The sequence below is a fragment of the Paractinoplanes globisporus DSM 43857 genome, from assembly GCF_000379645.1.
GTDB classification, from domain to species: Bacteria; Actinomycetota; Actinomycetes; order Mycobacteriales; family Micromonosporaceae; genus Actinoplanes; species Actinoplanes globisporus.
On the sequence record NZ_KB903306.1, the window covers coordinates 117,183 to 143,747 of the forward strand.

Below are 26,565 nucleotides of genomic sequence, written 5' to 3' on the forward strand. Positions count from 1 at the left end.
GCGTGCCACGAGTCTCCGAGGAACACCTCATCGCCCGCCGCGAGCAGATCCTGGCCGCGGCCCGCGTCTGCTTCCTGAGCAAGGGCCTGCACACCACGTCGATGCAGGACCTGATCCACGAGGCCGGCCTGTCGGTGGGGGCGGTCTACCGCTACTTCAAGTCCAAGAACGAGATCATCGCCGCCATCGCCGCCACCGTCGTCGGCGGCATCCAGCAGCACATCGACCAGGTCGCGGTCCGCCGGCTGCCGCTGATCGACTCGATGTCGCTGGTCCTCGACGGCGTCGACGATCAGCTGGGCCCCGGCGGCTACCTTCCGGTCGCGCTGCAGGTCTGGAGCGAGGCGACGCTCGACCCGGTGATCGGCGCCATCGTCAAGGAGAAGTACGAGGGGTTGCGGGCCAGCATGCGGGTGCTGGTCGTGCAGGCGGTCGAGAGCGGCGAACTGCCGGCGGATGCGGACATCGACGCCACCACGGCCGCCATCTACGGGTTCCTGCCGGGCTACGCGCTCCAGCGCCTGCTCACCGGCGTCCCCGACAAAGCGACATACCTGGTCGGAATTCGCACGCTGCTGAATTCCCGGCGACCGGCAGATGACGCGGCGGTTATCCAGAGCCGTCAATAAAGATGAAGATCGAATTTACCCTCTGCCCTTGTTACGCTACCCAGGGCGATGCCGAAGCGACTCGATTCGCGGAGGTTAAATGCGTTTGCGCCGACTCCTCACCAAGGTCCTCGCCGTTCTCGCCGTCGGAATTCTGGCTTCGACAATCGTGGCGGCACCGGCCGAAGCCGCCAGCAACCGCAACTGCAAGCAATTCGGCGACAACCCCGACACGCTGTTCCGGTACTGCCTGAACGCCAACGCGATCAACATCAGCGGTCCGGGGTACAACTCGTATCTCCAGTTCTCCATCGACGTGCTCGTCGCCCCCCACGCGACCAGCGCACCCACCTGCCTCGTCACCGGGTGGGCGACCATCTACAGTCGCACGTCGACCTGGGACACCACCCACGTCGTCAAGGACTGCCAGAATTCGCTCGACCTGAACATCGAGTGGAACTACCACTACTGGGACACGTACACGGTCGGCATCGGATTCATGCCGCACGGCTGCCTCACCTTCCGGTGGGACAACGGCACCTATTGGCAGGATTGTTTCGCCGGCTACACGACCTGGGCCGACGGATACCCGTGATCCGCGCCTGACCAATTACCGATGAATGGGGAGGGGCTTTTCGGAGCCCTTCCCCATTCGCGTTCTCAGCCGGCCAGGCGGGCCGCTATGCGCGCCCAGCCGGCTCGCACTTCCGCTTCGGTGGGCGCCCGTCCGGGGCGTACCCGCCGGGTCTCGTGATTGTCGTTGTCGTCGGTGGCCTCGGGCTCCTCGGCGGCGGCCCGGGCCAGCTCGATCTCGTCGCGGATGGCCTCGGCGTCGGGGCGGGGCAGCAGCGGCTCGACGACCGCCATCAGGTCCTCGTCGGCGACCACGGCCTGGGCCAGGGCCAGGGCGTGCGCCCGCTCGTAGGGGCCGCAGACGACGGGCTCCCAGTCCTCCTCGTCGCCCAGCGACCCGATCGTGATGACCCAGGGAAGGTCGGCCACCGGCGAGTTGGCCGGTAGGTCAAGTGTCACCAGAGTGCCCACGGGTGACATCATTCCGGGCGGCTGTGCCGAATCCAGGTATTTTGCCCCACAGGGGCAGTTTTATCGTCAGCTGACAGGTCGACCACGCGCCCGTGCGGGCTGGTCGCCGCCCAGGCCGCACCGAACAGCAGCAGCTGGTTGAAGACGTAGAGATAGATGAGCGCGCCCACGGCCGAGGTCACCAGGCCGTACGCGGGATTGTGCTGGACCAGCGCGACGAACGACTTGCCCACCGTGTTGAGCAGCGTGATGCCGATGCCGACCTGCAGCACCGGCGGAATGAGGCGCCGCACGGTCATCCGCAGCCGCGGCACGGCCACCAGTAGCGCCGCCGCGAGCAGCATGTTGACCGCGACGGTGAGCAGCCAGCTGATCGAGGTCTGCACGAGCCCGTCGGCGAGCCAGTCGGTCACCTTCTCGAGTCCGTACACGGCGAGCTGGGAGAGGGCGAGCAGCAGCAGGAGGCCGATCAGCACGAGCAGGTCGAGGGCCTGCCGGACGCCGACGTACCCGGGCTGCTCGGGGACCCGCCAGATCAGCCGCTGCGAGGAGCGGATCGCCTCGACCCAGGCGATGCCGGTGAAGGTCAGGCCGATGATGCCGACGATCCCCACCGTCCGGCCACTGGAGAGGATCGCCCCCACGTCGAGGAAGGGCAGGTTCTGGGCGAGGAAGTCGCGGACGATGTCGAACAGCTCGACGTTGTTGGTGAGCAGGATGCCGAAGATCGAGTACCCGATCAGCAGCAGCGCGAAGATCGCGAAGAACCCGTAGTAGGCGATCGCGGCGGCCAGCCGCCCGCCCTGCACGTCCCAGTAGCGCAGCAGCGCCCGGCAGAAATGGTCGAAATGGCGGGACTTGAGCCGAACCCGCATGATGCGCGCCTCGGCGGCCTCGTACGCGCGATCGATCGGGTTCACGGCCGCACGGTAACCGAAATCAGCCGCGCGGAAACTCAGACACCCAGGGGGAAGTCGCGGCGTGGCCGCCACGGACCCTCGCCGCCGTGCGAGAACAGCGTGAACGAGGTGACGTGGAACTTCGCCGAGAAGCCGGCGAGGTCCTCGAAGACGGCGTCGAGCTGCTCGGGCGGCACGTCCTGGGCGACCGTGACGTGCGGGTGGTAGGGAAAGCGGGAGTCGCGGTCGATGTCGTCGGCCGAGGTGATCGCCTCGGCCAGCAGCTCGCACTCGCTGATGCCGACCGCGAGGGTCACGAAGACCACCTCGGTGACCGGCCGGAACGTGCCGGTGCCGCGCAGGTGGATGGTGAACGGCTGCTGCGCGGCCGCGACCTTCTCCAGGTGACGCTCGATCGCCGGCAGCGCGGAGCTCTCGACCTCGGTCGGTCCGAGCAGGGTGACGTGGGCCGGGACGTAGGCGGCCTGCGGGTCCCCGGCCTGGGCGCGCCGGTCGGTGAGCCGGGCGCCCCAGGGCTCGGGAATGTCGATCGCGACGCCGATCCGCGTCGTCGGCTCGGCCGGACTCTCGGGGCCCACGCCGGGTCAGGCCTCGCGGCCCGGAAGCAGGAAACCCACGTTCTGGTACGCCGCGGCCAGCGTCACCGAGGAGACGGCGCGCGCCTTCTCGGCGCCGATGGCGAGCACCTTGTCGAGGTAACCGGGGTCTTCCAGGTAGGCGCGGGTGCGTTCCTGGATCGGCTTGACGAAGTCGACGACGATCTCGGCGAGGTCTTTCTTGAGGTCGCCGTAGCCCTTGCCCTCGTACTGCTCGAGCAGCTCGTCGATGGCCCGGTTGGTCAGGGCCGCGTAGATGGTGAGCAGGTTGCTGACGCCGGGCTTGTTCTCCTCGTCGTAGAGGATCTCGCGGCCGGTGTCGGTGACCGCCGACTTGATCTTCTTGGCCGAGCGGGACGGGTCTTCCAGCAGCTCGATGATGCCGTTCGGCGAGGAGGCCGACTTGGACATCTTCGCCGTCGGGTCCTGCAGGTCGGTGATCTTCGCGGTGTCGCGCACGATGTACGCCGACGGGACCGTGAACGTACGCCCATAGCGGGTGTTGAACCGCTGGGCGAGGTCACGGGTCAGCTCGAGGTGCTGCCGCTGGTCTTCCCCGACCGGGACCTGGTCGGCCTGGTAGAGCAGGATGTCGGCGGCCTGCAGGATCGGGTAGGTGAACAGGCCCACGGTGGTCGTGTCGGCGGCCTTGGCCGACTTGTCCTTGAACTGGACCATGCGGCCGGCCTCGCCGAAGCCGGTGATGCAGCTGAGCACCCAGCTGAGCTGGGCGTGCTCGGGCACATGCGACTGGACGAACAGCGTGCAGCGCTCGGGGTCGAGGCCGACGGCGAGCAGCTGGGCGGCCGAGATGCGGGTGCGGTTGCGCAACGCGATCGGGTCGTGCCCCATGGTGATCGCGTGCAGGTCGACCACGCAGTAGAAGGCGTCGTGGGTGTCCTGCATCGCCACCCAGTTGCGGACCGCGCCCAGATAGTTGCCGAGGTGGAACGAGTCGGCGGTGGGCTGGATGCCGGAGAGCACACGGGGTCGGCGGGCGACGTCGGACATGAGCGCCATTCTGTCAGTCGGGGTTACCGAATGGCCAACGCCCCCGCCGGAGGCCACGTGACGGCGCACAGCGTGATCACATGAAAGTCTATGTTCATTCTTGTTGACTCGTGATCGTTTTCGAGCAAGACTTCCTTGTTAGACAGCCTACTGTTCCTTCTCCGAGAGGCTTGAACCGACGTGAAACTGCTCGTCACCGGGGGCGCCGGCTACGTCGGCAGCGTCACCAGCCGACTGCTGCTGGACGCCGGCCACGAGGTCGTCGTGCTCGACAACCTCGTCACCGGCTTCCGCGAGGCCGTCGCCCCGGATGCCACCTTTGTGGAGAAGGACATCCGCGACGCCGCCGACGTGCTCACCCCGGAGGCCGGCTTCGACGCGGTGCTGCACTTCGCGGGGCTGATCGCGGCGGGCGAGTCGATGGTCAAGCCCGAGCTGTACTGGCACGACAACGTGGTCAAGTCGCTGGCGTTCCTCGACGCGGTGCGTGCGGCCCGGGTGCCGCGGTTCATCTTCTCCTCGACGGCCGCGGTCTACGGCAACCCGGTCGAGCTGCCGATCACCGAGACGGCGGTGAAGGCCCCGACCAACACGTACGGCGCGACGAAGCTCACCTTCGATCACGCGCTGACCTCGGAGGCGTACGCGCACAAGCTCGCCGCGGTCTCCCTGCGGTACTTCAACGTGGCCGGGGCGTACATCCACGACGGTCACGAGATCGGCGAGCGGCACGACCCGGAGACCCACCTGATCCCGATCGCGCTGCAGGTGGCGGCGGGCAAGCGGGCAAAGCTGCAGCTGTTCGGCGACGACTACCCGACGCCCGACGGCACCTGCGTGCGCGACTACATCCACGTGGAAGACCTGGCCCGCGCGCACCTGCTGGCGCTGGACGCGGCCACCCCCGGCGAGCACCGCATCTACAACCTGGGCAACGGCAACGGCTTCTCCAACAAGCAGGTCGTCGAGGTGGCCCGCGAGGTCACCGGCGCCGCGCTGCCGGCCGAGATCGCGCCGCGCCGCGAGGGCGACCCGGCCACCCTGGTCGCCTCGTCCGCGAAGGCCCGGGCCGAGCTGGGCTGGGTGCCGCGGAAACCGACGCTGCAGGCGATGATCGGCGACGCGTGGACCTTCTACCGCTCGCACGTCGCATGAGCGCGGCCGACCTCTTCCACAAGCAGTTCGGGACGGAGCCGGCCGGCCTGTGGGCCGCGCCCGGCCGGGTCAACCTGATCGGCGAGCACACCGACTACAACGAGGGCTTCGTCCTGCCCTTCGCCCTGCCGCAGCGCACGGTCGCCGCGGTCGGCCCGGCCCCGGCCGACGAGTGGACGGTGTGCTCCACGTTCGAAGACGGCTGTGTCTCCTTCGGGGTGACCGCGCCCGGTGAGGTGACCGGCTGGGCGGCCTACGTCGCCGGCGTCGTCTGGTCGCTGCGGGACGCGGGCTTCGACGTGCCGGGCGCGCGCATCGCGCTCGACTCCGACGTGCCGGTCGGCTCGGGTCTCTCCTCGTCGGCGGCGCTGGAGTCGTCGGTGCTGACCGCGCTGGCCGACCTGGGCGGCCTCGACCTGCCGCTCGAGCGCCGCCCGGCATTGGCCCAGCGCGCCGAGAACGTGTACGTGGGCGCGCCCACCGGCATCCTCGACCAGTCCGCGTCGATCCGCTGCCAGGCCGGCCGCGCCCTGTTCCTCGACTGCCGGACGTACGAGGTGAAGCAGATCCCGTTCGACCTGGCCGCCGAGGGCCTGGCCATCCTGGTGATCAACAGCAACGCCCCGCACCAGCACGTCGACGGCGAGTACGGCGTCCGCCGCAAGTCCTGCGAGGAGGCGGCCCGCATCCTGGGTGTCCCCGCGCTGCGCGACGTGCCGCTGGACGGCCTGGCCGACGCCCTCGACCGGCTCGACGACGAGGTGATGCGCCGCCGGGTGCGGCACATCGTGACCGAGGACCAGCGGGTGCTCGACACGGTGGCGCTGCTGGAGGCCGACCGGGTCCGCGAGATCGGCCCGCTGCTGACAGCCTCGCATGCCTCGATGCGCGACGACTTCGAGATCACCGTCCGGCAGATCGACCTCGCCGTCGAGGCCGCCCTGTCCGCCGGGGCCTACGGCGCGCGAATGACCGGCGGCGGTTTCGGCGGGTGCGTGCTCGCCCTGATCGACACGGACCGGGCGGACGCCACGATCGAGGCCGTCGAGACCGCATACGCGAAAGAGGCCTTCACCCCGCCCACCTGCTGGATAGCGACGGCCGGCCCCGGCGCCGGGCGGCTTTGAAAGGCCCCTTCCCCGGGTAACCATGGGGCTATGACGGACGAGTCGCGGGAAACCGACCAGCCCAACGAGTTCGGCTTCTCCGGGGGCGCCACGGCGCCGGAGCCGGAGCCGGACCCCCGCCCGACCGAGGAGGTCGACGGCGAGAGCATCGCGGTGCCCGCCGGCGACCTCACCGGCTCGATCACCCGGGCCATCGACGAGGTCACCGACCGCCACCACGACGAGGACGAGGACGAGGGCTAGCGGCGGCGCGGCGGCCGGCCCAGGGTGCTCTCCCGGGCGATCACGCGGTGCTCCACCCGGATCTCGCGCGGTGGCGGGGCCGTGGCCGGTCGTTCGCCGAGCCGCTCGCCGAGCAGGTCGACCGCGATCTGCGCGATCCGCTCGTTGTGCGGGTCGATCGTGCTGAGCGTCGGCATGCTGTAGCGCGCGGCGTCGATGTTGTCGAAGCCGATCACCGCGACGTCGCCGGGCACGTCGATGTCGCGCTCCAGCAGGGTGCGGATCGCACCGAGGGCGAGCAGGTCGGTGCAGCAGAAGACCGCGTCCGGCCGGGCCCCGGTGTCCAGCAGGCGTGCCATGGCCTCGGCGCCGTCGGCCCGGTGCAGGCCGCCGACGGGCACCGCGAACCCGGCCCGGGCGGCGATCCCGGCGTCGGCGAGCGCGGTCCGGTACCCGGCGAGCCGGTGCTGCCGGGTGACCGCGGTCGGCCGGTCGGGCGCGCCGATCACCGCGATCCGGCGGCGGCCCAGCCCCAGCAGGTGCCGGGTGGCGTCGGCCGCGGCCGCGACGCTGTCGATCGCGACGTGGTCGACCGGTCCCCGGCTGTTCCGCTCGCCGAGCAGCACCGAGGGCACGCCGTGCCGGCTGGTCAGTTCGGCGGCGGGGGTCGCGACGGGGCTGAGGATGATGCCGTCGATCGCGTGCCGGTGCAACCCGGCGACCAGATCGAGTTCCCGGTCCCCCCGGCCGTCGGTCTGGTCGATGAGCACGGTCCAGCCGCGCGGCGCGGCGGCGGCCACGACGTGCCCGGCGAGCTCGGCGAAGTAGGGCGAGCGCAGGTCGGGCACGGCCAGCGCGATCACGCCGGAGAGGCCGCCACGCAGGCGGCGGGCGGCGGGGTTGGGCACATAACCGAGCGCGTCGATGGCTTCCTGCACCCGGGCGCGCGTTTCCGGGGCGACGTGCACGTAGCCGTTGACGACGTTGGACACCGTCTTGATCGACACACCGGCCCGGGCGGCAACGTCCTTGAGGCCTGGCGGCACGGCTGGACTTTACAGCGTTGCAGTACTTAAGGCCGATCACCCGGGGGAGCTAAGGGCCGCCCGATAGTCCTCAGCGCCCGATTACCGTGGCGGCATGTCCGTAAGCGCGGCGTGGCCACCCATCGAGGACCAGCGCGTCCTCATCGAGGGTGATCTGGATGCCGCGGTGGCTCTGATGACCATCTGCGGCCACTGGGACCGCCGTCTGCGGGAGGACGTCACGGCGAAGCTGCAGAAGTGCCTCGCCGAGCACCCCGAGGCGCTGATCGTGGACCTGTCCGGCCTGCACGACCCGTACAGCACGAGCGCGCCGACGTGGGTCGCCGCCCAGCGGTCGGCGGCGACGCGGGAGCCTCCTGTGCAGCTCGCCCTGTGCATCCCGCCCCGGCTGCCGCTGGCCGACCGCATGCAGCGGCTCGGCTCACCGCGTTTCCTGCCCGTCTACGCGAAGGTGCGCCAGGCCCGGGTCGCGGTCGCCGGGCGGCTGCCGCTCACCGAGCGGGTGACGCTGACCCTGCCGCCGGCGCCGGAGTCGGCGAGCATCGCCCGCAACCTGGTCGGCGACGCCTGCCTGGCCTGGGGCCTGCCGGAGCTGCTGCACCCGGGCCGGCTGGTGATGTCGGAGCTGGTCACCAACGCCATCGAGCACGCGCGTACGGCGATCGTCGTGGTGGCGAGCCTGCGCGGCGCCGGCGTCCACCTGACCGTCTCGGACGGGGTGCCCGAGCCGCCGCGGCTGCTCAGCCCGGCCCGTCCGCAGCGCGGCCGGCCGCTGGACGAGCGGGGCCGCGGCATGCGGGTGGTCACAGGCACCGCGACCGCGTGGGGCTGGCTGCCCACGCGGACCGGCAAGGTGGTCTGGGCGACGCTGCGATCGCCTACTGAGCCTCGATGATCATTCCGGCGGCGACCGTACGGTTGGTGCTCTCGTCGATGAGGATGAAGCCGCCGGTCGTGCGGTTGCGGCGGTACTCGTCGGCGAGCAGCGGCACGGTGGTGCGCAGCTTGATCCGGCCGATCTCGTTGAGCTGAAGCTCACCGGCGTTCTCGTCGCGGTGCAGTGTGTTCACGTCGAGCCGGTACTGCAGCCCGCGGACCACGGTGCGCGCGGTGCGGGTCGTGTGCTTGATGGCGTACTTGCCGCCGACGCGCAGCGGCGCCGTCTCGTCCATCCAGCAGACCATCGCCTCGATGTCCTGGGCGACGGCCGGCGCGTTGTGCGGCCGGCAGATCATGTCGCCCCGGGAGATGTCGATCTCGTCGGCGAGCCGGACGGTGACCGACATGGGCGGGAACGCCTCGGCGACCGGCCCGTCCGCGGTGTCGATCGCCGCGATCGTGCTGTGCAGGCCGGACGGCAGCACCATCACCTCGTCGCCGGGCTTGAGCACGCCGGAGGCGACCTGGCCGGCGTAGCCGCGGTAGTCGGTGACCGTGGTCGACTGCGGACGGATCACGTACTGCACCGGGAAGCGCACGTCGACCAGGTTGCGGTCGGAGGCGATGTGCACGTGCTCGAGGTGGTGCAGCAGCGACGGGCCCTCGTACCACGGGCTGTTCTCGGAGCGGGAGGCGATGTTGTCGCCGTTGAGCGCCGACACCGGGATGATCGTCAGGTCGGTGATCTCGAGTTTCGCCGCGAACGAGGTGAACTCGTCGGCGATCTTGTCGTAGACCGCCTTGTCCCAGCCGACCAGGTCCATCTTGTTGACGCACAGCACCAGGTGCGGCACGCGCAGCAGGCTGGTCAGGAACGCGTGCCGGCGGGACTGCTCCACCAGGCCCTTGCGCGCGTCCACGAGGATCAGCGCGAGGTCGGCGGTGGAGGCGCCGGTGACCATGTTCCGGGTGTACTGAATGTGCCCGGGGGTGTCGGCGATGATGAACTTGCGCCGCGGCGTGGCGAAGTACCGGTACGCGACGTCGATCGTGATGCCCTGTTCCCGCTCGGCGCGCAGGCCGTCGGTGAGCAGCGCGAGGTTGGTGTACTCGTCGCCGCGGGCGGCGCTGACCGCCTCGACCGCCTCGAGCTGGTCGGAGAACAGCGATTTCGTGTCGAACAGGAGACGCCCGATCAGGGTCGACTTGCCGTCGTCGACGCTGCCGGCGGTGGCGAACCGCAGCAGGTCCATCCGCTGGGACGGCGCCGTGTCGGTCTCCAGGACGGCCTGGCTCATCAGAAGTAGCCCTCTCGCTTGCGGTCTTCCATCGCTGCCTCGCTGACCTTGTCGTCGCCGCGGGTGGCGCCGCGCTCGGTGATCCGGGTCGCCGCGACCTCCTCGATCACCTTTTCCACGGTGTCCGCGTCGGACAGCACCGCCGCGGTCTGCGACGCGTCGCCGACCGTCCGATAGCGCACTGTTCTCGTTTCCGAGACTTCGCCGTCGCGCAGCCGGATGAACTCGTTGACCGCGTAGAACATGCCGTCGCGCTCGACGACCTCGCGGTCGTGCGCGTAGTAGATCGAGGGCAGCGGGATCCGCTCGCGGGCGATGTAGTGCCACACGTCGAGCTCGGTCCAGTTGGACAGCGGGAAGACCCGGATCGACTCGCCCGGATGGTGCCGCCCGTTGTACAGCGACCACAGTTCGGGACGCTGGTTCTTCGGGTCCCACTGGCCGAACTCGTCGCGGAAGCTGAACACCCGCTCCTTGGCCCGCGCCTTCTCCTCGTCGCGCCGGGCGCCGCCGAACAGCGCGTCGAAGCGGTACTTCTCCACGGCGTTGAGCAGCACCGGCGTCTGGATCCGGTTGCGCGTGCCGTCCGGCAGCTCCCGCACGAGGCCGGTGTCGATGGCCTCCTGCACGCTGGCGATCACCAGGTTGAGCCCGAGCGTGGCCACCCGGCTGTCGCGGAACTCGAGGACCTCGGGGAAGTTGTGCCCGGTGTCGATGTGCATCACCGGGAACGGGATGCGGGCCGGGGCGAACGCCTTCTCGGCCAGCCGGAGCATGACGATCGAGTCCTTGCCCCCCGAGAAGAGAAGGACCGGGCGCTCGAACTCGGCCATCACCTCGCGCATGACGAAGATGCTCTCGGCCTCGAGCGCATCCAGATGTGAGACGCGGTAGTGCCCTGCCTGGCTCATGCGGTTTCCCGACCTTTCCGGGGGTTTACGGCTGTGTTGCACGTGTTGAACCGTCATTCTGACGGGAGGTGACGCTGCAACGCTGCAAGCAACCGAGGAGCGAGATCCTTGCGGCACACCACGAGGTCCGGCAACTTAGGATCGCCCTCGTTGTATTTCAGCGCAGAACCGTCGATTCGGCTAGCGTGCAGGCCGGTGGCCAGCGCCACAGCGACCGGAGCGGCCGAGTCCCACTCGTACTGGCCGCCCGCGTGGACGTAGGCGTCGGCCTCCCCGCTGATCACCGCGGCGATCTTCACGCCGGCCGATCCCATGGGCACCAGCTCGGCCCCGATCTCCTCGGCCAGCTCGGTCACGAACGCCGGCGGGCGGGTGCGGCTGGCCGCGATCCGGATCGGGCGGGGGTCACCCGGCGGCAGCGGCGGGTACGCCGGCGGGTGGTCGGTGGCGACCGTGCGGTGCTGGGCGGGCATGGCGACCGCGCCCGCGGCCAGGTGGCTCGGGCTGGCCGAGTCGGCGCTCCAGAGGGCGACGTGCACGGCCCAGTCGGTGCGGCCCTCCTCGGAGAACTCCCTGGTCCCGTCGAGCGGGTCGACGATCCAGACCCGGGTCGACTCGAGCCGCTCCGGGCGGGGTGTCGCCGGCTCGGCGTCCTGCCAGGCCAGCCGCGAGTGATCGTCCTCCTCGGAGAGAACGGCGTCGGCGGGGCGCCACCGGGCGAGCTCGGCGCGCAGCAGGTCGTGCGCGGCCCGGTCGCCCGCGGTCTTCAGAGCCTTGCCGTCCGCGTACCCCATCTCCTCGCGGACCTGGAGCAACACCTGGCCGGCACGTTCCGCCAGCCAGCGGGCGAAGGCCGCGTCGATCACCGGCGGCGCGCCGGCGCCGTCCTCCCGCTGGGTGACGATCCGCGGCGACGTCTCTGTCCGCTCGCTGGTCATAAAGCCTTCCTCCAACGTCAGTACGCCCCCGACGAGCGCACCACGGCCGTCATGGTGCGCAAAAGGATCACCAGGTCCAAACTGAGAGACCAGTTCTCCACATAGCGCAGGTCCAACCTGACGGCTTCCTCCCACGGCAGGTCCGATCGGCCGGAAACCTGCCAAAGGCCCGTCATGCCCGGCTTCACCGCGAGACGGCGACGCACGTCACCGGCGTACGAGGCCACCTCCGCCGGCAGCGGCGGCCGCGGCCCCACCAGCGACATCTGCCCGAGCACCACGTTCAGCAGCTGGGGAAGCTCGTCCAGCGAGAACCGGCGCAGCCAGCGGCCCACCCGGGTGACCCGAGGGTCGTCGCGGATCTTGAAGAGCACACCGTCGTGCTCGTTGAGATGCCGCAGCTCGGCGAGCCTCGCCTCGGCATCCACATACATGCTCCGGAACTTGAAGATGCGGAACAGGCTGCCGTCCCGCCCGACCCGCACCTGACGAAAGAGTACCGGCCCCCGCGACGTCATCCGCACACACAGTGCGACGGCGAGCAGCAACGGCCCGAACGCGGCCAGCAGCGCCAGCGCGCCGACCCGGTCGACGAGCTCCTTGACCAGGCGCGACCCGCCGTACAACCGGGGATGCTCGACGTGCAGCATCGGCAGCCCGTCGAACGGCCGGATCGTGGTGCGGGCACCGGCGACGTCCACCAGCGTGCTCGCCACGATCAGGTCGACCTCGTCGCGCTCCAGCCGCCAGGCCAGCCGGCGCAGCGCCGCCCCGTCCAGCTCCGGGCAGCTGAGCACCACCACCGTGTCCGCGTCGGCCAGCTCGACCGCGTTCGCCACGTCCTCGAACGTGCCGTACACCGGCGGCCCGCCCAGCCCGACGCCGTCGCGCCCCGGCGGCAGGCACGCGCCCACCACCTCGAGGCCGTGATACCGCTCCCGGCGCAGCTGGCGGGTCATCCCGGTCACCGACAGCTCGTGCCCGACCAGGATCACCCGGCGCAGGCTCTCCCCCCGCGAGCGGGCCAGGTGCAACCGCTTGCGCAGGACGAACCGCAACACCACCGCCGTCACGATCGCAGTCGGCAGGGCGGCGAGAACGTAGCCCCGCGCCAGGTCGAGATCCAGCGCGTAGGACACCAGCGCCGCCCCCGCGATCAGCCCGACGCCACCCCGCAACACCCGCTGATATTCATCGGTGCCGACAAACAAAAACCTTCGCTCGTACGCCCGGGAGACCCCGAGCACGGCCAGCAGCAGCACCGGCAGCAGGGCGGTGAGGATCAGGTAGCCGCGGTTGTACGCGGTGACCTCGTCGCCGAACCGCAGCCCGAACGTCACCGCGCCGGCCGTGGTGCCCGCGACCAGGTCGCACACCACCAGCGCCCGCACGTACCGGCGCTCCCAGCGCTGCCGCCGCGACATCGCCGCGTGCCGCCCCCGCACCCGCACGAACGGACGGGCCACCGGCCTGGTCGCCGCCGACTGGTTCTGCCGCTTCGACCAGTGCCGGTCGACGGCCCGGTTGCGCTCCCGGTCCGGCGCGCCCAGCACCGACCGCGGCGGCGCGTTGTCCGGCTTCGGATTCGGCGGCGGCGCCTGACGGGTGCCCGCGCCCGACGGCGGCGGACTCAACGGCATCACCGCCGGCGCCGGGATCTTCCCGTTGCGCGTCGACCGGCGCGCCGCCGGCCGGTTCGGGCGCGGACCCCGCTTCGCCGGCCGGATCTCCGGCAGTAGCACGGTCGGCTCGGTCAGCACCGACTCCTCGGCAGCCTCCTGCTGCACCCCGTAACCCTCCCCCCGTCGCGCCGGCCACGTCCGCACCACGCGGTGGTGCGTACGTGTGACCAACGCACGGACGGCGGCCAGCGTCACGGGATGGCAGGACGGACAAAACCCCTCGAAGGATCTATCCGTTCCGGCCCCGCGAGATCAACCGCCGTGGTATTTGTTCTGCGCCCACTCGACGCCCTCGAGCACGATCGCCTCTACGACGTCCGCGGCCCGGTCGACGAGGAACTCCAGCTCCTTACGCTCCGCGCCGGAGAAATCGGACAGCACGTAGTCCGCCGGATCCTGCCGGCCCGGCGGCCGCCCGATCCCGAAACGGACCCGCGCGTACTCCTTGCTCGACAGCGACTTGGACATCGAACGCAACCCGTTGTGTCCGCCCTCACCGCCGCCCCGCTTGGCACGCACCTGCCCGAACGGCACGTCAAGCTCATCATGCACGGCAATCACGTTCGAGACCGGCACCTTGAAGAACTGCGCCAGCGAGACCACCGGGGCGCCGGACAGGTTCATGTAAGTCAGCGGCTTCAAAAGCACCAGTTTCGGGCCGCCGCTGAACCCGCTTTGATTGGCCAACCGGCCCTCGGCCACCTCGGCGTGCGCGCGCTTCGACCGGCCGAACTTGCCGCCCACCCGGGACGCCAGCACATCGGCCACCATGAAGCCCACATTGTGCCGGTTACCGGCGTACTCCTTGCCCGGATTGCCCAGGCCGACCACCAGCCACGGCGCGTCGTCGCTCACGATTGTCCGCCCTCCAGACGCACGTCAGGGAAAGCGCCCACCCGGGGCGCTTTCCCTGATCACTGCCTGCTCCGCCGAGCGGAGTATTACTCCTCCGACGCGCCCTCGGCGGCAGCCTCGGCCTCGCCCTCGGCGGCAGCGGTGGGCTCGCCACCCTCGAGCTGCTCGGCGGTCTGCGCCTGCGAGATGATCGCGAGCACGAAATCGGGGTCCACGGCCAGCTCCGAGCCGGCCGGCAGCGTCACGTCGCCGGCGGTCACCTGCGTGCCGGCCTCCAGGCCCTCGATCGAGACCTCGAAGCCCGACGGCAGGTGCATGGCCTCGGCCACCACGGCCAGGGTCGTCGACTCGTGCACGACCAGCGTGTTCCGAGCGGCCTCACCGGTCAGCGTCACCGGGACGTCGACCTGGACCTTCTCGCCGCGCTTCACGATCAGCAGGTCCACGTGCTCGTACGTGTCCTTGATCGGGTCGCGCTGAATCGCCTTCGGCAGCGCGAGCGTGGTGCCCGACGCGCCGTTGATGTCGATCGTGAAGACCTGGTTGAGCCCGCCGTGCCGGATGGCAGCCGCGAACTCACGGGCCGGCAGCGCGATGTGCTGCGGCTTCTCGCCGTGGCCGTACAGCACGGCGGGCACCAAACCGGCCCGGCGCGTGCGGCGGGCACCACCCTTGCCGAACTCGGTGCGGGGCTCGGCGCTGATCTTTACCTCGGACACGGGGAAACTCCTGAAACTCTTCGATCGGGCTGCGTCGTAAGTCGGCGGGCTGCTGGGTCCGGCAGTGGCGTACGGCCGAAGGCCGTTCGTCGGCGCTGCCGGGCAAGGGAAGGCGCGCTGGGCACAGGCCCGGAGCACCGCGTCGATCACGGTGCCTCCGAGCGGCTGCGAAGCTCAGCAGACCGCGGGGCACCCTCGCCGTGGCAACCGCACTATCCTACCCTCCGCGCGACGCAGCTCCTCAGCGGGTATGGCCACCCCGCAAAGGTTCACGCCCCCGATGCAACTTGCATCGGGACTATGCCCTCAAATCAGCTCAATCCACCGAACAGAGTGGTGACGGAACCGTCATCGAAGACCTCGCGGATCGCCCGCGCCAGCAGCGGCGCGATCGACAACACGGTGATCTTGTCGAGCCTCTTCTCCGGCGGCAGCGGCAACGTGTTCGTCACCACCAGCTCCGAGATGCGGCTGTTCTTCAACCGCTCGGTCGCCGGGTCGGACAGCAACGCGTGCGTCGAGGCCACGATCACGTCCGCCGCGCCCTCATCGAACAGGATGTCCGCGGCCTTCGTGATCGTCCCGCCCGTGTCGATCATGTCGTCGACGATCAGGCACACCCGGCCCTCCACCTCGCCGACCACCCGGTTCGCCACCACCTGGTTCGGCTTCAACGGGTCACGCGTCTTGTGGATGAACGCCAGCGGGCACCCGCCCAGCCGGTCCGTCCACCGCTCCGCCACCCGCACCCGGCCCGAGTCCGGCGCCACCACCGTCAGCGGCCGGCCCGCGAACTTCCGCTCCACGTGCTCGGCCAGGATGTCCATCGCGAACAGGTGATCCACCGGACCGTCGAAGAAACCCTGGATCTGCGCCGTGTGCAGGTCGACCGTCAGAATGCGGTTCGCCCCGGCCGTCTTCAGCAGGTCGGCCACCAGCCGCGCCGAGATCGGCTCACGGCCCCGGTGCTTCTTGTCCTGCCGCGCGTACGGATAGAACGGCAACACCACGGTGATCCGCTTCGCCGATCCCCGCTTCAACGCGTCGATCATGATGAGGGTCTCCATGACCCACCGGTTCACGCCCTCCGTCATCGACTGCACGACGAAGGCATCCGACCCGCGTACCGAATCCCGGTACCGCACGAAGATCTCGCCGTTCGCGAACTCGTACGAGTCCGACGGCGTCGGCCCCACGCCCAGCACCTGGCCGATCTCCTCCGCCAATTCCGGGAAACCCCGGCCGGAGAAAAGCATCAGGCTCTTACGGTTCTCCGCGACGATGCTGCCCATCGGCTCGCTGCTCCCGTTGGATCGAGGGGGTTAGTCACCTGAAGTATCCCCCGAGGCCACCGACCTGCCATGCGCCCAGCCTGCCGGGTGGGATGCCTCACCCACCCCGCCAGCCCAGCCTCCCCTATGACACGCCCCGGCGCGAGGGCTTCCCGCCCTACTCGGCCTCGGAAACTTCCCCGTCCCCCGCCGACGCCCGCTCGGCCGCCTCCGCCGACGGCGTCCCCGGCCGGCGCTTCGCGGTCCAGCCCTCCACGTTCCGCTGCTGCTGCGCCCGCGCCACACCCAGGCTCCCCGGCGGCACATCCGACGCGATCGTCGACCCCGCGGCCACATAGGCGCCCGGGCCCACCTCCACCGGAGCGATCAGCACCGTGTCCGACCCGACGAAGGCGGCCTCGCCGATCGTCGTCCGGCTCTTCCGCACCCCGTCGTAGTTCGCCACGATCGTCCCCGCGCCGACGTTCGCCCTCGCGCCGATGGTGGCGTCACCCACATACGACAGATGCGGGACCTTCGCGCCCTCGCCGAGCTCCGAGTTCTTCGCCTCGACAAAGCCACCGATCTTCGACTTCCGCCCCAGCCGCGTGCCCGGCCGCAGATAGGAGAAAGGACCGACCGACGCCTGCGCACCGATCTCCGCACCAACCGCGTGCGCCCGCAGCACGGTCGCACCCTCGCCGACGGAGGTGTCGATCAGCGTCGTGTCCGGCCCGATCACCGCGCCCGAGGCCACCGACGACGTGCCGCGCAGCTGCGTGTTCTGGTCGATCACCGCATCCGGCTCCAGCGAGACGGTCACATCGATCCACGCCGTGGCCGGATCGAGAATCGACACCCCCGACCGCATCCACGCCGTGTTCACCCGGTCACGCAGCAGCGCGCGCAATTCCGCCAGCTGAGCCCGGTCGTTCACACCCAGCGTCTCGTCGGCATCCGGCGCCACAAACACGCCCACCGGGCTACCCACCTCGACCAGCAGGCCGAACACGTCCGTGAGGTATTCCTCGCCCTGATCGTTGTCGGTGGACAGCTTCCCCAGCGCCTCACGCAGGGACGACACGTCGAACACGTAGATCCCGGCGTTGATCTCCCGGATCGCCCGCTCCTCGGCCGACGCGTCCCGCTCCTCCACGATCCGCGCCAGCCCACCGCCGGCATCCCGCACTATCCGCCCCAGCCCCGCCGGGTCGTCGACCGCGGCGGCCAGCACGGTCGCCGCGCGCGAGGCCGACTCGTGCTCCCCGATCAGGCGCGCCACCGTCTCGGCCCGCAACAGCGGAACGTCACCGTTGAGCACCACCACGGTTCCCGCGGCCTCGGGCACCGCATCCAGCGCGATCCGCACCGCATGCCCCGTCCCGTTCTGCACGGCCTGCAACACCGGCACGGCCGCCGGCGCCACCTCGGCCAGATGCTCACGAACCTGGTCGGCCTGGTGCCCCACCACCACAACCGTCTGCTCCGCCTCAGCCGCCCCGGCCGCGACCAGCACGTGCCCGAGCAACGACCGCCCCAGCAGCGGATGCAACACCTTGGGAGTAGCGGACTTCATCCGCTTACCCTCCCCGGCGGCAAGAACAACAACGGTACGACGAGGGGCCTGGCTCACGCGGGACTCCATTGTTCGCTTTAGCACTTACGGAGGCGGCGACAATACAGCCGCAAGGCGCACTGCTCCCGGAAGAGGACTCGAACCCCTATAAACGGCGCCAAAAGCCGTGGTCCTACCATTAGACGATCCGGGACCTATTTTGGACATTTCCCTCTCGGGCGATGACCTCCTGTCACATCCTAGCGGCACGCCACCGATCGCCACTCGCCGCGATCCCGCCCATCACTCCCTCGACCTCCCAGTAGAGACGGCTTGACTTCGGCACGTAGACGATCAGGCAGCCTCGGTAGGAATCTCCGACGTTCCGCCGAACGGTGGAAGGCATGTGCTTCTTCAGGGTCGGGCGGCGGAATCGCTCGGCAGGCACACCGACCACCTCGGACCACCACTCGGTGGCCGCCGGCACATCGGCCGTCTCATGGATGCTCAGACGGTAGGTAAGCCGGGCCGGCTCGACCCCCAGGAGCTCGACATACCGAAGAAACAGCAGGATCAAGCGCGGATCGCTGTTGATGAACAAAAGACTCAGGGTTGTCTGATGCCAGGGCTTCTCCTTCGCGCCCTCGCACCAGTACGCAACCGCGCCGGCGAGAAGCAGCTCACGGTCTGACAGCTCGCCGACCCATTCGCCAAGCCGCGTACCGATGGCCGCACGGTCGGCATCGCGGGCCCTCCGGTGCGGCTCCCAACGTGCCTCCCTCATGTGCTCCATGTGACGGCGTTGGCGCTCCTCCCGCTCGGCGGGAGTTCGGTCCAGTGGGATGTGCTTCGTCCAGAGATATGCGGTGGATTTCGAAACGCTCAGCTCAACAGCGATCTTCGGCACCGAGCACCCGGCACGACGCAGTTCGATCGCCAGCTCGCGCAGGTCGTCCTTGGCGTTCGGCCGCTGCGTCCACGCGGGCGGCTCCAGCCCGCGCAACCACTCGCTCAGCGTGCCGTCGCCCACCCCGAAATGCTGCTTCAACTGCGAGCGCGACATGCCTGGGTCGATCCGCAGGCGTCGTGCTTCTTCTCGTCTTGGGTCCCCGTTCATCTGATCATCACTCCCGTCCTTCGTTGTTCTGTTCCTACATTAGGACGGGTGGACGCTTGGCTGTAAGGCCGTAGGTGTGCCAAATTCGTTTGACTCAGGCCCTTGGAGTCGCGCCCGACTCAGGCTACGGTGGCGTAAGTTACGGTAACGTAGGCGTAAGTACTTGATCTCCCCGCCGGAAAAGCCGAACCCCCGCGCCCGCCCAGCCCCGTCCCCAAGATCAGCGAGGTGTCATGACTACCACCGCCGAGGCCGCACCGCAGGCCGGTCCCAAGCCGCTCACCGAGGGCCCGCAGTCGCGCGGCATCCTCGTCGCCCTGTACGCGTTCGTGGTCGTCCCGTTCCTGGCGGTGCTCGCCGCCGTGCCGGTCGCCTGGGGTGGCTGGCTGTCGTGGACCGACATCGCCATCGGCGCCGTGTTCTACCTGGTGTCGGGTCTGGGCATCACGGTCGGGTTCCACCGGTACTTCACGCACGGCTCGTTCAAGGCGAAGCGCTGGCTGCGGATCACCCTGGCGTTGGCGGGCTCGCTCGCGATCGAGGGCAACATCATCCAGTGGGTGGCCGACCACCGCCGCCACCACATGTTCAGCGACCAGGAGGGTGACCCGCACTCGCCGTGGCGGTACGGCACCGGCTACTGGGCGCTGACCAAGGGCCTCTGGTTCGCGCACATGGGCTGGATGTTCAGCCGCGAGCTGTCGAACCGGGAGCGTTTCGCGCCGGACCTGCTGGCCGACAAGGACATCAACCGGGTCGACAAGCTCTTCCCCGCGATGGTGATCTTCTCGACGCTGGGCCCGGCGCTGATCGGCGGCCTGGTGACCTGGTCGTGGCAGGGCGCGCTGACCGCGTTCTTCTGGGCGGGGATCGTGCGGATCGGCCTGCTGCACCACATCACGTGGTCGATCAACTCGGTGTGTCACGTGTACGGCGAGCGCCCGTTCGAGGTACGCAACGGGGACAAGGCGTCGAACTTCTGGCCGCTCGCGATCATCTCGTTCGGGGAAAGCTGGCACAACCTGCACCACGCCGACCCGACCTGCGCCCGGCACGGTGTGCTGCGCGGTCAGGTCGACATCTCGGCCCGTCTGATCTGGCTTTTCGAGAAGGCCGGCTGGGCGTCGGCGGTGAAGTGGCCGAACCGGGAACGGCTCGCGACAAAGATGATCAAAGCGTGACCGCTGCCACGGGGGAGATGGACAAAGGGCACAACTGGCAGGATGGCCAGGTGACCGAGACTGGCGACAGCAGCGACGAGCAACATCGTGTGCGGCGACAGCGGCCGGCGTCGACCCCCAGGGTGCGTATGTCGGCCGCGCAGCGCCGAGAGCAGCTGATCGCGATCGGGCGGCAGTTGTTCGCCGAGCGGGGATTCGACGCGACCAGTGTGGAAGAGGTCGCGGCCCGGGCGAAGGTGTCGAAACCGGTGGTGTACGAGCACTTCGGCGGCAAGGAGGGCCTGTACGCGGTGGTGGTCGACCGCGAGGTGCGCTCGCTGCTCGATCGGATCGCCGCGGCGCTGACCGCGGGCCATCCGCGGGAGCTGCTGGAGCAGGCGGCGCTGGCCCTGCTGGACTACATCGAGGACGAGCCGCACGGCTTCCGGGTGCTGGTGCGGGAGTCGCCGGTGTTGTCGCCGGCCGGGAACTTCTCGAGCGTCATGAACGACGTGGCCCATCAGGTGGAGCACATCCTGGGTGACGAGTTCAAGCGCCGGGGGCTGGACCCGAAATTCGCCGAGCTGTATTCGCAGGCGCTGGTGGGCATGGTGGCGCTGGTCGGCCAGTGGTGGCGGGAGGCGCGCAAGCCGAAGAAGGAGATGGTGGCCGCCCACCTGGTCAATCTGGCGTGGAACGGCCTGTCTCATCTCGAGCCGAAGCCCACGCTCCTGACCCGCAAGACGAAATAGCGCCGGAAGACGAAATAGCGCCGGAGGACGAAATAGCGCCGGAGGACGAAATAGCGCCCGCGATCAGGCGGTGCGGCCCTCTCGTACCTGCCGGGGCGCTCCGGCCTGCTCGACCGGCGCGACCTTGCTGTACAGGCTGGTCGTGATCAGCGCGATGCCCACGATGTAGGTGACGATCACCGTGTGGATGTCCTGGCCGAAGAGGTTGGCGTCGGTGCGGCTGAAGGCGAGGCCGTACGTGCCGAGCACGAGCAGGCCCCAGCCGAGGTATTTGTCGGCGGCGGTGTCGAGGTTGCGCCCGATCAGCGTCGCGATGATCACGATCGCGCCGACGGCCAGCATGATGATCGACAGCAGCAGGTTGGCGCCCTGACCCAGGACGGTCTTGTCGTTGGCGCCGGTGAAGTCCTCGCCGGAGGTCTGGATCAGTCCGACGATCCCGAACACGACCAGGTAGGCGCCGGCGAGAAAGCCGACAACGCGGTACAGCGGCCGCAGCGGGTGGTTGACGGGGTTGTGCGCCATAGTGTCCGTCTCCAAGGTCAGGTGTTGTCCCCGCCGATTCTCGCGTATCCCGGTCAAGCGGCGCAGGCACACCCCCCAGGTCAGCTTTCGGGCACCTGTTCGGCGAGTTCGAGCCAGGCTTCCTCGACCTGTCCCCGTTCCTCCTGGGCGGCCTTGAGCTGGGCTTCGAGCTCGACGAGCTTGCCGTAGTCGCTGCCGTGCTCGGCCAGCGACTCGTTGATTTTGAGGATCCGCTCCTCGAGCTTGCCGAGCTGCCGTTCCAGCCGGGCAAGATCTTTGCGAGCTTGGCGCAACTCACCCGCCGTGAGGCCGGTCACGCTTGGTGTCGCTTGCGCTTGCGTTTCCCGTACGCCCCCCAGAAGACGACCCGCGTTCCGCGCGAGGTAGTCGTCGACGCCCCCGGGCAGGTGCACGAGGCGGCCGTCGCCGAACAGCCCGTACGCGGTGTCGGTGACCCGCTCGACGAGGTAGCGGTCGTGACTCGCCACGATCATCGTGCCCGGCCAGGAATCCAGAAGGTCTTCCAGCGCGGCCAGGGTGTCGGTGTCGAGGTCGTTGGTGGGCTCGTCGAGCAGCAGCACGTTCGGCTCGGCCGCCAGCAGGCGCAGCAGCTGCAGCCGCCGCCGCTCGCCGCCGGACAGGTCGCTCACCGGCGTCCAGATGCGCTTGTCGGTGAAGCCGAACACCTCGGCCAGTTGCCCGGCCGTCAGCTCCCGGTCGCCGAGCCTGACCCGCTTGGCGACTTCCTCGACGGCCTCGAGCAGCCGCAACTCGCCCGGCAGCTCCTTGAGCTCCTGGGAGAGGAACGCCGACCGCACGGTCGACCCGGTGACCAGCCGCCCGGCGGCCGGCGTGGTGATGCCGGCGAGCAGTCGCAGCAGCGTGGTCTTGCCGGCCCCGTTGGCGCCGAGGATCGCGATCCGGTCGCCCGGTCCGACCTGCCAGGTGAGCCCGTCGAGGATGGGTTTGCTGCCCGCGGTGAGCGTGACGTCCTCGAGGTCGTAGACCTGCTTGCCGAGCCGGGTGACGGCCAGCCGCCGCAGGCTGACCGTGTCGCGCACGGGCGGCACGTCGGCGATGAGCGCGTTTGCCGCGTCGATCCGGAACTGCGGTTTCGACGTGCGCGCCGGCGGGCCGCGGCGCAGCCAGGCGATCTCTTTGCGCAGCAGGTTTTGCCGCCGCGCCTCGACGGCCGCCGCGACCCGCTGCCGCTCGGCGCGCGTGAGGGTCCAGGCGGCGTAGCCGCCCTCGTACGCGAAGACCTGCTCGTCGACGACCTCCCAGGTCGCGGTGCAGACGGCGTCGAGGAACCACCGGTCGTGGGTGACGACGCACAGCGCGCCGCGCCGGGTCAGGAGGTGGCGGGCGAGCCAGTCGACCCCGGCCACGTCGAGGTGGTTGGTGGGCTCGTCGAGGATCAGCAGGTCGCTCTGCCGCACGAGCAGCGCGGCCAGGGCCACCCGGCGCCGCTCGCCGCCGGACATCGGCCCGACCGCCGAATCGAGCCCTAGATAACCCATCCCGAGCCCGTCGAGGATGGCGCGCACGCCCGCGTCGCCGGCCCACTCGTGCTCGGCGCCCATGCCCCGCTCGAGCCAGGCCGTGCCCACCACCACGTCGCGCACGGTGGCGTCGGCGGCGAGGTCGAGCGTCTGCGGCAGCGTGGCGACCCGCAGGTCACGCCGGTGCGTCACCCGCCCCGAGTCGGGCTCTTCCGACTTGGCGAGCAGCCGCAGCAGGGTCGATTTTCCCGCTCCGTTGAGGCCGACGACGCCCACCCGGGCGTCGTCGTCCAGCCCCAGCGAAACGTCGGTGAGCAGCTGACCGGCAGCGCCGTATCCCTTGCTGACCCGGTCCAGGTTGATGATGTTGGCCACGATGCGAACTACGTTACCCGGGCACCGGGCATCGGGCCGCGGGCGGTGACGGCCTCGCGGCAGATGGCGGCCGTGTCGAGAGCGGCGGCCAGGCGCTCGGCGTGCGCGGCGTCGGCGGCGAGGAAGACGCAGGTGGGCCCGGAGCCGGAGACCAGGCCGGCCAGGGCGCCCGCTTCCCGGCCGGCGTCGAGGACGGCGGTCAGGTCGGGGCGCAGGGCCAGGGCGGCAGGCTGCAGGTCGTTGCCGAGGGCGGCGCCGAGCACGGCCGGGTCGCGCTGGCGCAGGGCGGTCATCAGGTCGTCGGCGCCGGCGAGGGCCTTGGGCGGGAACGGGCTGTCGCGCAGCTCGTCGAGCTTGCGGTAGACCTCGGGGGTGGACAGGCCGCCGTCGGCCAGGGCGACCACCCAGTGCCAGGTGGTGGGCCGGGCCAGGATCGGGCTGACCGACTCGCCGTGCCCGGTGCCCAGGGCGGTGCCGCCGTGCAGCAGGAACGGCACGTCGGAGCCGAGCGTCGCCCCCACCTCGGCGAGCTCGTCGCGCGACATGCCGGTGCCCCACAGCAGGTCACAGGCGAGCAGGGTGGCCGCCGCGTCGGCGCTGCCACCGGCCAGCCCGGCGGCGAGCGGGATCGACTTGCGCAGGTGCAGCCGGGCGTGCGCCGGCACCCGGGTGCGTGCCGCGAGCGCCCGCGCGGCCCGGATGATCAGGTTGCTCTCGTCGAGCGCCAGCGACCCGGCGCCCTCGCCCTCCATGGTCAAAGCGAGCGTGTCGCCCGGCCGCGCTGTCAGCTCGTCGAACAGGCTGATCGCGTGATAGATCGTGTTCAGCTCGTGGTACCCATCGGGGCGCAGTGGCCCCACCCCGAGATGCAGGTTGATTTTGGCGGGCACACGCACCCGAACCGGTCCGCTGTGCCGGCGTGGCTCATCGTCGTCCGGCCCCCACGCCTCCGTCACGGAGTGCCCAGCCGCTGCCGTGCGGGGTTGGGCGACCAGCTCACGGGACCGATCAGTTCCGCGGTCATGAGTCCACCTCCTCGGGCTGCCTGCCGGACGCGCTGAGCTTACCGCTGACGCCTGACAGTTTTGCCGCGGCCGCTATCTCGGCGAACTGGGCGACGGTGAGGGACTCGCCGCGGGCCTGGGGGCTGATTCCGGCGGCTACCAGCACCTTTTCGGCGCGGTCGGGCCCGCCGGCCCAGCCGGCCAGGGCGGCGCGGAGGGTCTTGCGGCGCTGGGCGAACGCGGCGTCGACGATCGCGAAGACATCAGCGCGGTCGATGTCCCCCCTCGGTGGGTTACGCCGGCTGAACGCCACGAGTCCGGAATCCACGTTGGGCACCGGCCAGAACACCGCGGGCGGGACCTTGCCGGCCGGGCGGGCGTCGGCGTACCAGGCCAGTTTCACCGACGGCACCCCGTACACCTTGGACCCCGGACCGGCGGTGAGCCGGTCGGCGACCTCCTTCTGCACCATCACCAGGCCCCCGCGCAGCGACGGCAGGCCGGCGAGCAGGTGCAGCACGACCGGAACGGCCACGTTGTACGGCAGGTTCGCGACCAGCATGGTGGGCGCGGGGTCGAAGTCGGCGGCGGTGACCCGCATCGCGTCGGCCGGGTGGACGGTCAGGTTCGCCGCCGTGACCGTGGCCGGGAGGGCGGCGGCGAGCTTCCGGTCGATCTCGACCGCGTGCACGTGCCGGACGGCGGTGACCAGGCCGAGGGTGAGCGAGCCGAGGCCGGGGCCGACCTCGAGGGCCACGTCGTCGGGGCGCAGGCCGGCGGCGGCCACGATGCGGCGGATCGTGTTGGGGTCGTGCAGGAAGTTCTGGCCGAGCTTCTTGGTCGGGGACACGCCGAGGCGGGCCGCGAGCTCCCGGATCTCCGCCGGGCCGAGCAGTGCGTCAGCCATGGGGTCAGAGCCTACGGCCGGGCACGGGCCGGGCTGGACGCGACGGGGTAGAAAGCAGGAATGACCGAGTTGCTCGAACTGCGGGCGGTCGTCGAGGCGCCGCCCGACCGGGTGGCCGAGCTGCTGCTCGATGTGCGCCCGGGCGGCCGGTCGCCGATGGCGGCCACCGGCGAGGTGACTGAGAGCGACACCGGCGACGACTTCGTGGTGGTCAAGGACGGCAGCCGGCTGACGGTGTCGGTGGACCGGGCGAACCGCGAGGTGGCTCTGCAGGGCGAGTGGTGGTACCGCGGGGTCACCTCGGTGGAGCCCGATCCGCGCGGCAGCCGGGTGGTGCATCGGATCTTCAACGTGGCGCAGGGGCGCGGCTGGGCGGTTCGCTTCGTCTCCCGGGGGCCGTTGAACGCGGCGCCCGGGTCGTTCGCCGAGACGGTGCGACGCCTCGGCGAGCTGCTCGGTGTCTCCGCCTGGGTGATCGAGGACTAGCGCCAGGGTCCGAAGACACGCTCGCCGTTGGCCGAGATCGCCGCGCACAGGGCGTCAACGTCGTCGCCGCGGGTCTCGGCGAGCGAGCGCACGGTCAGCGGGATCAGGTACGAGGCGTTCGGCCGGCCGCGATGCGGCACCGGCGTCAGGTACGGCGCGTCGGTCTCGACCATGATCTGCTCGGCCGGGGTGATCTCGGCGGCCGCCCGCAGCGGGCCGGCGCTGGCGAAGGTGACCGTGCCCGCGAAGCTGAGGTGGTACCCGCGCAGCACGCACTCGGCGGCGAAGTCGGGATCGCCGGAGAAGCAGTGCATGACCACCGTGTCGGGCGCGCCCTCCTCGTCGAGCACGCGCAGCACGTCGCGGTGCGCGTCCCGGTCGTGGATGATCAGCGCCTTGCCGTGCCGCTTGGCGATCGCGATGTGCGCCCGGAAGCTGTCCTCCTGCGCGAGGCGGCCGTCGTCGCCGGTGCGGAACGTGTCGAGGCCGGTCTCGCCGATGCCCCGCACCCGCGGCTGGGCGGCCAGCGCCTCGATCTCGCGGAGCGCGGCGTCAAGGTCGGACAGGCGGGGCGCCTCGTTCGGGTGAATGGCGACGGCCGCGAGAACGGACTCGTTCCGGGCGGCCAGGTCGGCGCTCCAGCGCGACGACGGGACATCCACACCGACCTGAACCAGCCGATCGATACCGGACTTCGCGGCCGCGCCGATCAGCGCGTCGATCGGGTCGCCGTCGCCGCCGCCGGGCACTCCGGCCTCCTGAATCGTCAGATCCAGGTGGGTGTGGCTGTCGAAGACCGGAACGGACAACGGCTCGGGCGCGGCGGGAAACTCCCCCCGGCGGCGGGCTTCCTTGTCCTGGCGGGACTGGGACGGTGTCGAAGGCATGTGAGACATTCTG

At 70.2% G+C, this 26,565-nt stretch carries 28 protein-coding genes and 1 tRNA gene; 9 read left to right on the forward strand and 20 right to left on the reverse strand.

All coding sequences use genetic code 11. The annotated features are described in order from the left end of the window. Positions 1 to 2 precede the first annotated feature (2 nt). Together A3CQ_RS0120780 and A3CQ_RS0120785 are read left to right on the forward strand one after the other, a co-directional pair. Positions 3 to 629 (forward strand): TetR/AcrR family transcriptional regulator, encoded by a 627-nt coding sequence (locus A3CQ_RS0120780; RefSeq protein ID WP_040432680.1) that lies wholly within the window; start codon positions 3 to 5, stop codon positions 627 to 629. Positions 630 to 708: 79 nt separating this feature from the next. Then, on the forward strand, positions 709 to 1,203 hold the full coding sequence (locus A3CQ_RS0120785; RefSeq protein WP_026205963.1) for a hypothetical protein: 495 nt from the start codon (positions 709 to 711) through the stop codon (positions 1,201 to 1,203). Between the two features lie 65 nt (positions 1,204 to 1,268). Here A3CQ_RS0120785 and A3CQ_RS0120790 read toward each other — a convergent pair whose 3' ends face one another. From A3CQ_RS0120790 to trpS, 4 genes are read right to left on the reverse strand one after another with little or no spacing between them, the layout of a single operon-like run. Then, the gene (locus tag A3CQ_RS0120790; RefSeq protein ID WP_020512880.1) at positions 1,269 to 1,652 is read right to left on the reverse strand and encodes a hypothetical protein; all 384 of its coding nucleotides are present in this window, start codon (positions 1,650 to 1,652) and stop codon (positions 1,269 to 1,271) included. Between the two features lie 8 nt (positions 1,653 to 1,660). Then, on the reverse strand, positions 1,661 to 2,572 hold the full coding sequence (locus A3CQ_RS0120795; protein ID WP_020512881.1) for a YihY/virulence factor BrkB family protein: 912 nt from the start codon (positions 2,570 to 2,572) through the stop codon (positions 1,661 to 1,663). Positions 2,573 to 2,607: 35 nt separating this feature from the next. Continuing rightward, the gene (locus A3CQ_RS0120800; protein ID WP_020512882.1) at positions 2,608 to 3,150 is read right to left on the reverse strand and encodes a 2'-5' RNA ligase family protein; all 543 of its coding nucleotides are present in this window, start codon (positions 3,148 to 3,150) and stop codon (positions 2,608 to 2,610) included. Positions 3,151 to 3,156: 6 nt separating this feature from the next. Beyond that, on the reverse strand, positions 3,157 to 4,179 hold the full coding sequence (gene trpS / locus A3CQ_RS0120805) for a tryptophan--tRNA ligase (protein ID WP_026205964.1): 1,023 nt from the start codon (positions 4,177 to 4,179) through the stop codon (positions 3,157 to 3,159). 180 nt (positions 4,180 to 4,359) lie between these two features. Between trpS and galE the strand changes: the two genes are divergently transcribed. The 3 genes from galE to A3CQ_RS0120820 are packed head-to-tail and all read left to right on the forward strand — an operon-like array spanning position 4,360 to position 6,704. After that, positions 4,360 to 5,334, forward strand: coding sequence for a UDP-glucose 4-epimerase GalE (gene galE, locus A3CQ_RS0120810; RefSeq protein WP_020512884.1), 975 nt, complete (start codon positions 4,360 to 4,362; stop codon positions 5,332 to 5,334). Next, positions 5,331 to 6,461 carry a galactokinase gene (gene galK, locus A3CQ_RS0120815; RefSeq protein WP_020512885.1) on the forward strand — a complete coding sequence of 377 codons (1,131 nt, stop codon included), beginning with the start codon at positions 5,331 to 5,333 and terminating at the stop codon, positions 6,459 to 6,461. The genes galE and galK overlap by 4 nt, the downstream gene beginning before the upstream one ends. A 30-nt stretch (positions 6,462 to 6,491) precedes the next feature. Continuing rightward, a complete protein-coding gene (locus A3CQ_RS0120820; RefSeq protein ID WP_020512886.1) occupies positions 6,492 to 6,704 on the forward strand; it encodes a hypothetical protein in 213 nt (70 codons plus the stop codon). Here the strand turns inward: A3CQ_RS0120820 and A3CQ_RS0120825 are convergent. Beyond that, a complete protein-coding gene (locus A3CQ_RS0120825) occupies positions 6,701 to 7,729 on the reverse strand; it encodes a LacI family DNA-binding transcriptional regulator (RefSeq protein ID WP_026205965.1) in 1,029 nt (342 codons plus the stop codon). The genes A3CQ_RS0120820 and A3CQ_RS0120825 overlap by 4 nt on opposite strands. 94 nt (positions 7,730 to 7,823) lie before the next feature. Here A3CQ_RS0120825 and A3CQ_RS0120830 point away from each other — a divergent pair, with 94 nt between their 5' ends. Further along, positions 7,824 to 8,624, forward strand: coding sequence for an ATP-binding protein (locus tag A3CQ_RS0120830; protein WP_020512888.1), 801 nt, complete (start codon positions 7,824 to 7,826; stop codon positions 8,622 to 8,624). Here the strand turns inward: A3CQ_RS0120830 and A3CQ_RS0120835 are convergent. The 10 genes from A3CQ_RS0120835 to A3CQ_RS0120880 form a co-directional block, all read right to left on the reverse strand. Further along, positions 8,608 to 9,906 carry a sulfate adenylyltransferase subunit 1 gene (locus tag A3CQ_RS0120835; protein ID WP_020512889.1) on the reverse strand — a complete coding sequence of 433 codons (1,299 nt, stop codon included), beginning with the start codon at positions 9,904 to 9,906 and terminating at the stop codon, positions 8,608 to 8,610. The genes A3CQ_RS0120830 and A3CQ_RS0120835 overlap by 17 nt on opposite strands. Continuing rightward, positions 9,906 to 10,817, reverse strand: a complete 912-nt coding sequence (cysD, locus tag A3CQ_RS0120840; protein WP_020512890.1) for a sulfate adenylyltransferase subunit CysD — start codon at positions 10,815 to 10,817, stop codon at positions 9,906 to 9,908. The genes A3CQ_RS0120835 and cysD overlap by 1 nt, the downstream gene beginning before the upstream one ends. Positions 10,818 to 10,870: 53 nt before the next feature. Next, positions 10,871 to 11,755 carry a 3'(2'),5'-bisphosphate nucleotidase CysQ gene (locus tag A3CQ_RS0120845; RefSeq protein WP_020512891.1) on the reverse strand — a complete coding sequence of 295 codons (885 nt, stop codon included), beginning with the start codon at positions 11,753 to 11,755 and terminating at the stop codon, positions 10,871 to 10,873. Between the two features lie 17 nt (positions 11,756 to 11,772). Beyond that, on the reverse strand, positions 11,773 to 13,542 hold the full coding sequence (locus tag A3CQ_RS0120850) for a sugar transferase (RefSeq protein WP_020512892.1): 1,770 nt from the start codon (positions 13,540 to 13,542) through the stop codon (positions 11,773 to 11,775). Positions 13,543 to 13,689: 147 nt separating this feature from the next. Then, entirely contained in the window at positions 13,690 to 14,292 is a 603-nt protein-coding gene (gene pth / locus A3CQ_RS0120855; protein WP_020512893.1) for an aminoacyl-tRNA hydrolase, read from the reverse strand. 86 nt (positions 14,293 to 14,378) lie between these two features. After that, positions 14,379 to 15,011 carry a 50S ribosomal protein L25/general stress protein Ctc gene (locus A3CQ_RS0120860; protein ID WP_020512894.1) on the reverse strand — a complete coding sequence of 211 codons (633 nt, stop codon included), beginning with the start codon at positions 15,009 to 15,011 and terminating at the stop codon, positions 14,379 to 14,381. A gap of 311 nt (positions 15,012 to 15,322) precedes the next feature. Beyond that, positions 15,323 to 16,303 (reverse strand): ribose-phosphate diphosphokinase, encoded by a 981-nt coding sequence (locus tag A3CQ_RS0120865; RefSeq protein WP_020512895.1) that lies wholly within the window; start codon positions 16,301 to 16,303, stop codon positions 15,323 to 15,325. 157 nt (positions 16,304 to 16,460) lie between these two features. After that, positions 16,461 to 17,858: a bifunctional UDP-N-acetylglucosamine diphosphorylase/glucosamine-1-phosphate N-acetyltransferase GlmU gene (glmU, locus tag A3CQ_RS53540; protein ID WP_245577289.1), complete on the reverse strand. Its 1,398-nt coding sequence runs from the start codon at positions 17,856 to 17,858 to the stop codon at positions 16,461 to 16,463. 122 nt (positions 17,859 to 17,980) lie between these two features. Further along, positions 17,981 to 18,051, reverse strand: a tRNA-Gln gene (locus A3CQ_RS0120875). A 39-nt stretch (positions 18,052 to 18,090) separates the two neighbouring features. Beyond that, positions 18,091 to 18,900 carry a hypothetical protein gene (locus A3CQ_RS0120880; RefSeq protein ID WP_020512897.1) on the reverse strand — a complete coding sequence of 270 codons (810 nt, stop codon included), beginning with the start codon at positions 18,898 to 18,900 and terminating at the stop codon, positions 18,091 to 18,093. 287 nt (positions 18,901 to 19,187) lie between these two features. Between A3CQ_RS0120880 and A3CQ_RS0120885 the strand changes: the two genes are divergently transcribed. Both A3CQ_RS0120885 and A3CQ_RS0120890 read left to right on the forward strand, forming a co-directional pair. After that, complete coding sequence (locus tag A3CQ_RS0120885) at positions 19,188 to 20,135, forward strand: acyl-CoA desaturase (protein WP_020512898.1); 948 nt, start codon at positions 19,188 to 19,190, stop codon at positions 20,133 to 20,135. A 128-nt stretch (positions 20,136 to 20,263) separates the two neighbouring features. After that, positions 20,264 to 20,866: a TetR/AcrR family transcriptional regulator gene (locus A3CQ_RS0120890; protein ID WP_020512899.1), complete on the forward strand. Its 603-nt coding sequence runs from the start codon at positions 20,264 to 20,266 to the stop codon at positions 20,864 to 20,866. A gap of 63 nt (positions 20,867 to 20,929) precedes the next feature. Here A3CQ_RS0120890 and A3CQ_RS0120895 read toward each other — a convergent pair whose 3' ends face one another. The 4 genes from A3CQ_RS0120895 to rsmA form a co-directional block, all read right to left on the reverse strand. Beyond that, entirely contained in the window at positions 20,930 to 21,406 is a 477-nt protein-coding gene (locus A3CQ_RS0120895; RefSeq protein ID WP_245577290.1) for a DUF4383 domain-containing protein, read from the reverse strand. Between the two features lie 65 nt (positions 21,407 to 21,471). After that, a complete protein-coding gene (locus A3CQ_RS0120900) occupies positions 21,472 to 23,268 on the reverse strand; it encodes an ABC-F family ATP-binding cassette domain-containing protein (RefSeq protein WP_020512901.1) in 1,797 nt (598 codons plus the stop codon). Between the two features lie 8 nt (positions 23,269 to 23,276). Further along, complete coding sequence (locus A3CQ_RS0120905) at positions 23,277 to 24,224, reverse strand: 4-(cytidine 5'-diphospho)-2-C-methyl-D-erythritol kinase (protein WP_026205968.1); 948 nt, start codon at positions 24,222 to 24,224, stop codon at positions 23,277 to 23,279. Positions 24,225 to 24,288: 64 nt separating this feature from the next. Continuing rightward, complete coding sequence (gene rsmA, locus A3CQ_RS0120910; RefSeq protein WP_020512903.1) at positions 24,289 to 25,179, reverse strand: 16S rRNA (adenine(1518)-N(6)/adenine(1519)-N(6))-dimethyltransferase RsmA; 891 nt, start codon at positions 25,177 to 25,179, stop codon at positions 24,289 to 24,291. A 60-nt stretch (positions 25,180 to 25,239) separates the two neighbouring features. On the opposite strand from rsmA, the gene A3CQ_RS0120915 reads away from it, so the two are divergent. Continuing rightward, positions 25,240 to 25,665 carry a hypothetical protein gene (locus A3CQ_RS0120915; protein WP_020512904.1) on the forward strand — a complete coding sequence of 142 codons (426 nt, stop codon included), beginning with the start codon at positions 25,240 to 25,242 and terminating at the stop codon, positions 25,663 to 25,665. On the opposite strand, the gene A3CQ_RS0120920 is transcribed toward A3CQ_RS0120915, so the two are convergent. Next, on the reverse strand, positions 25,662 to 26,561 hold the full coding sequence (locus A3CQ_RS0120920) for a TatD family hydrolase (protein ID WP_020512905.1): 900 nt from the start codon (positions 26,559 to 26,561) through the stop codon (positions 25,662 to 25,664). The two genes, A3CQ_RS0120915 and A3CQ_RS0120920, sit on opposite strands and share 4 nt — an antisense overlap. Positions 26,562 to 26,565 lie beyond the last annotated feature (4 nt).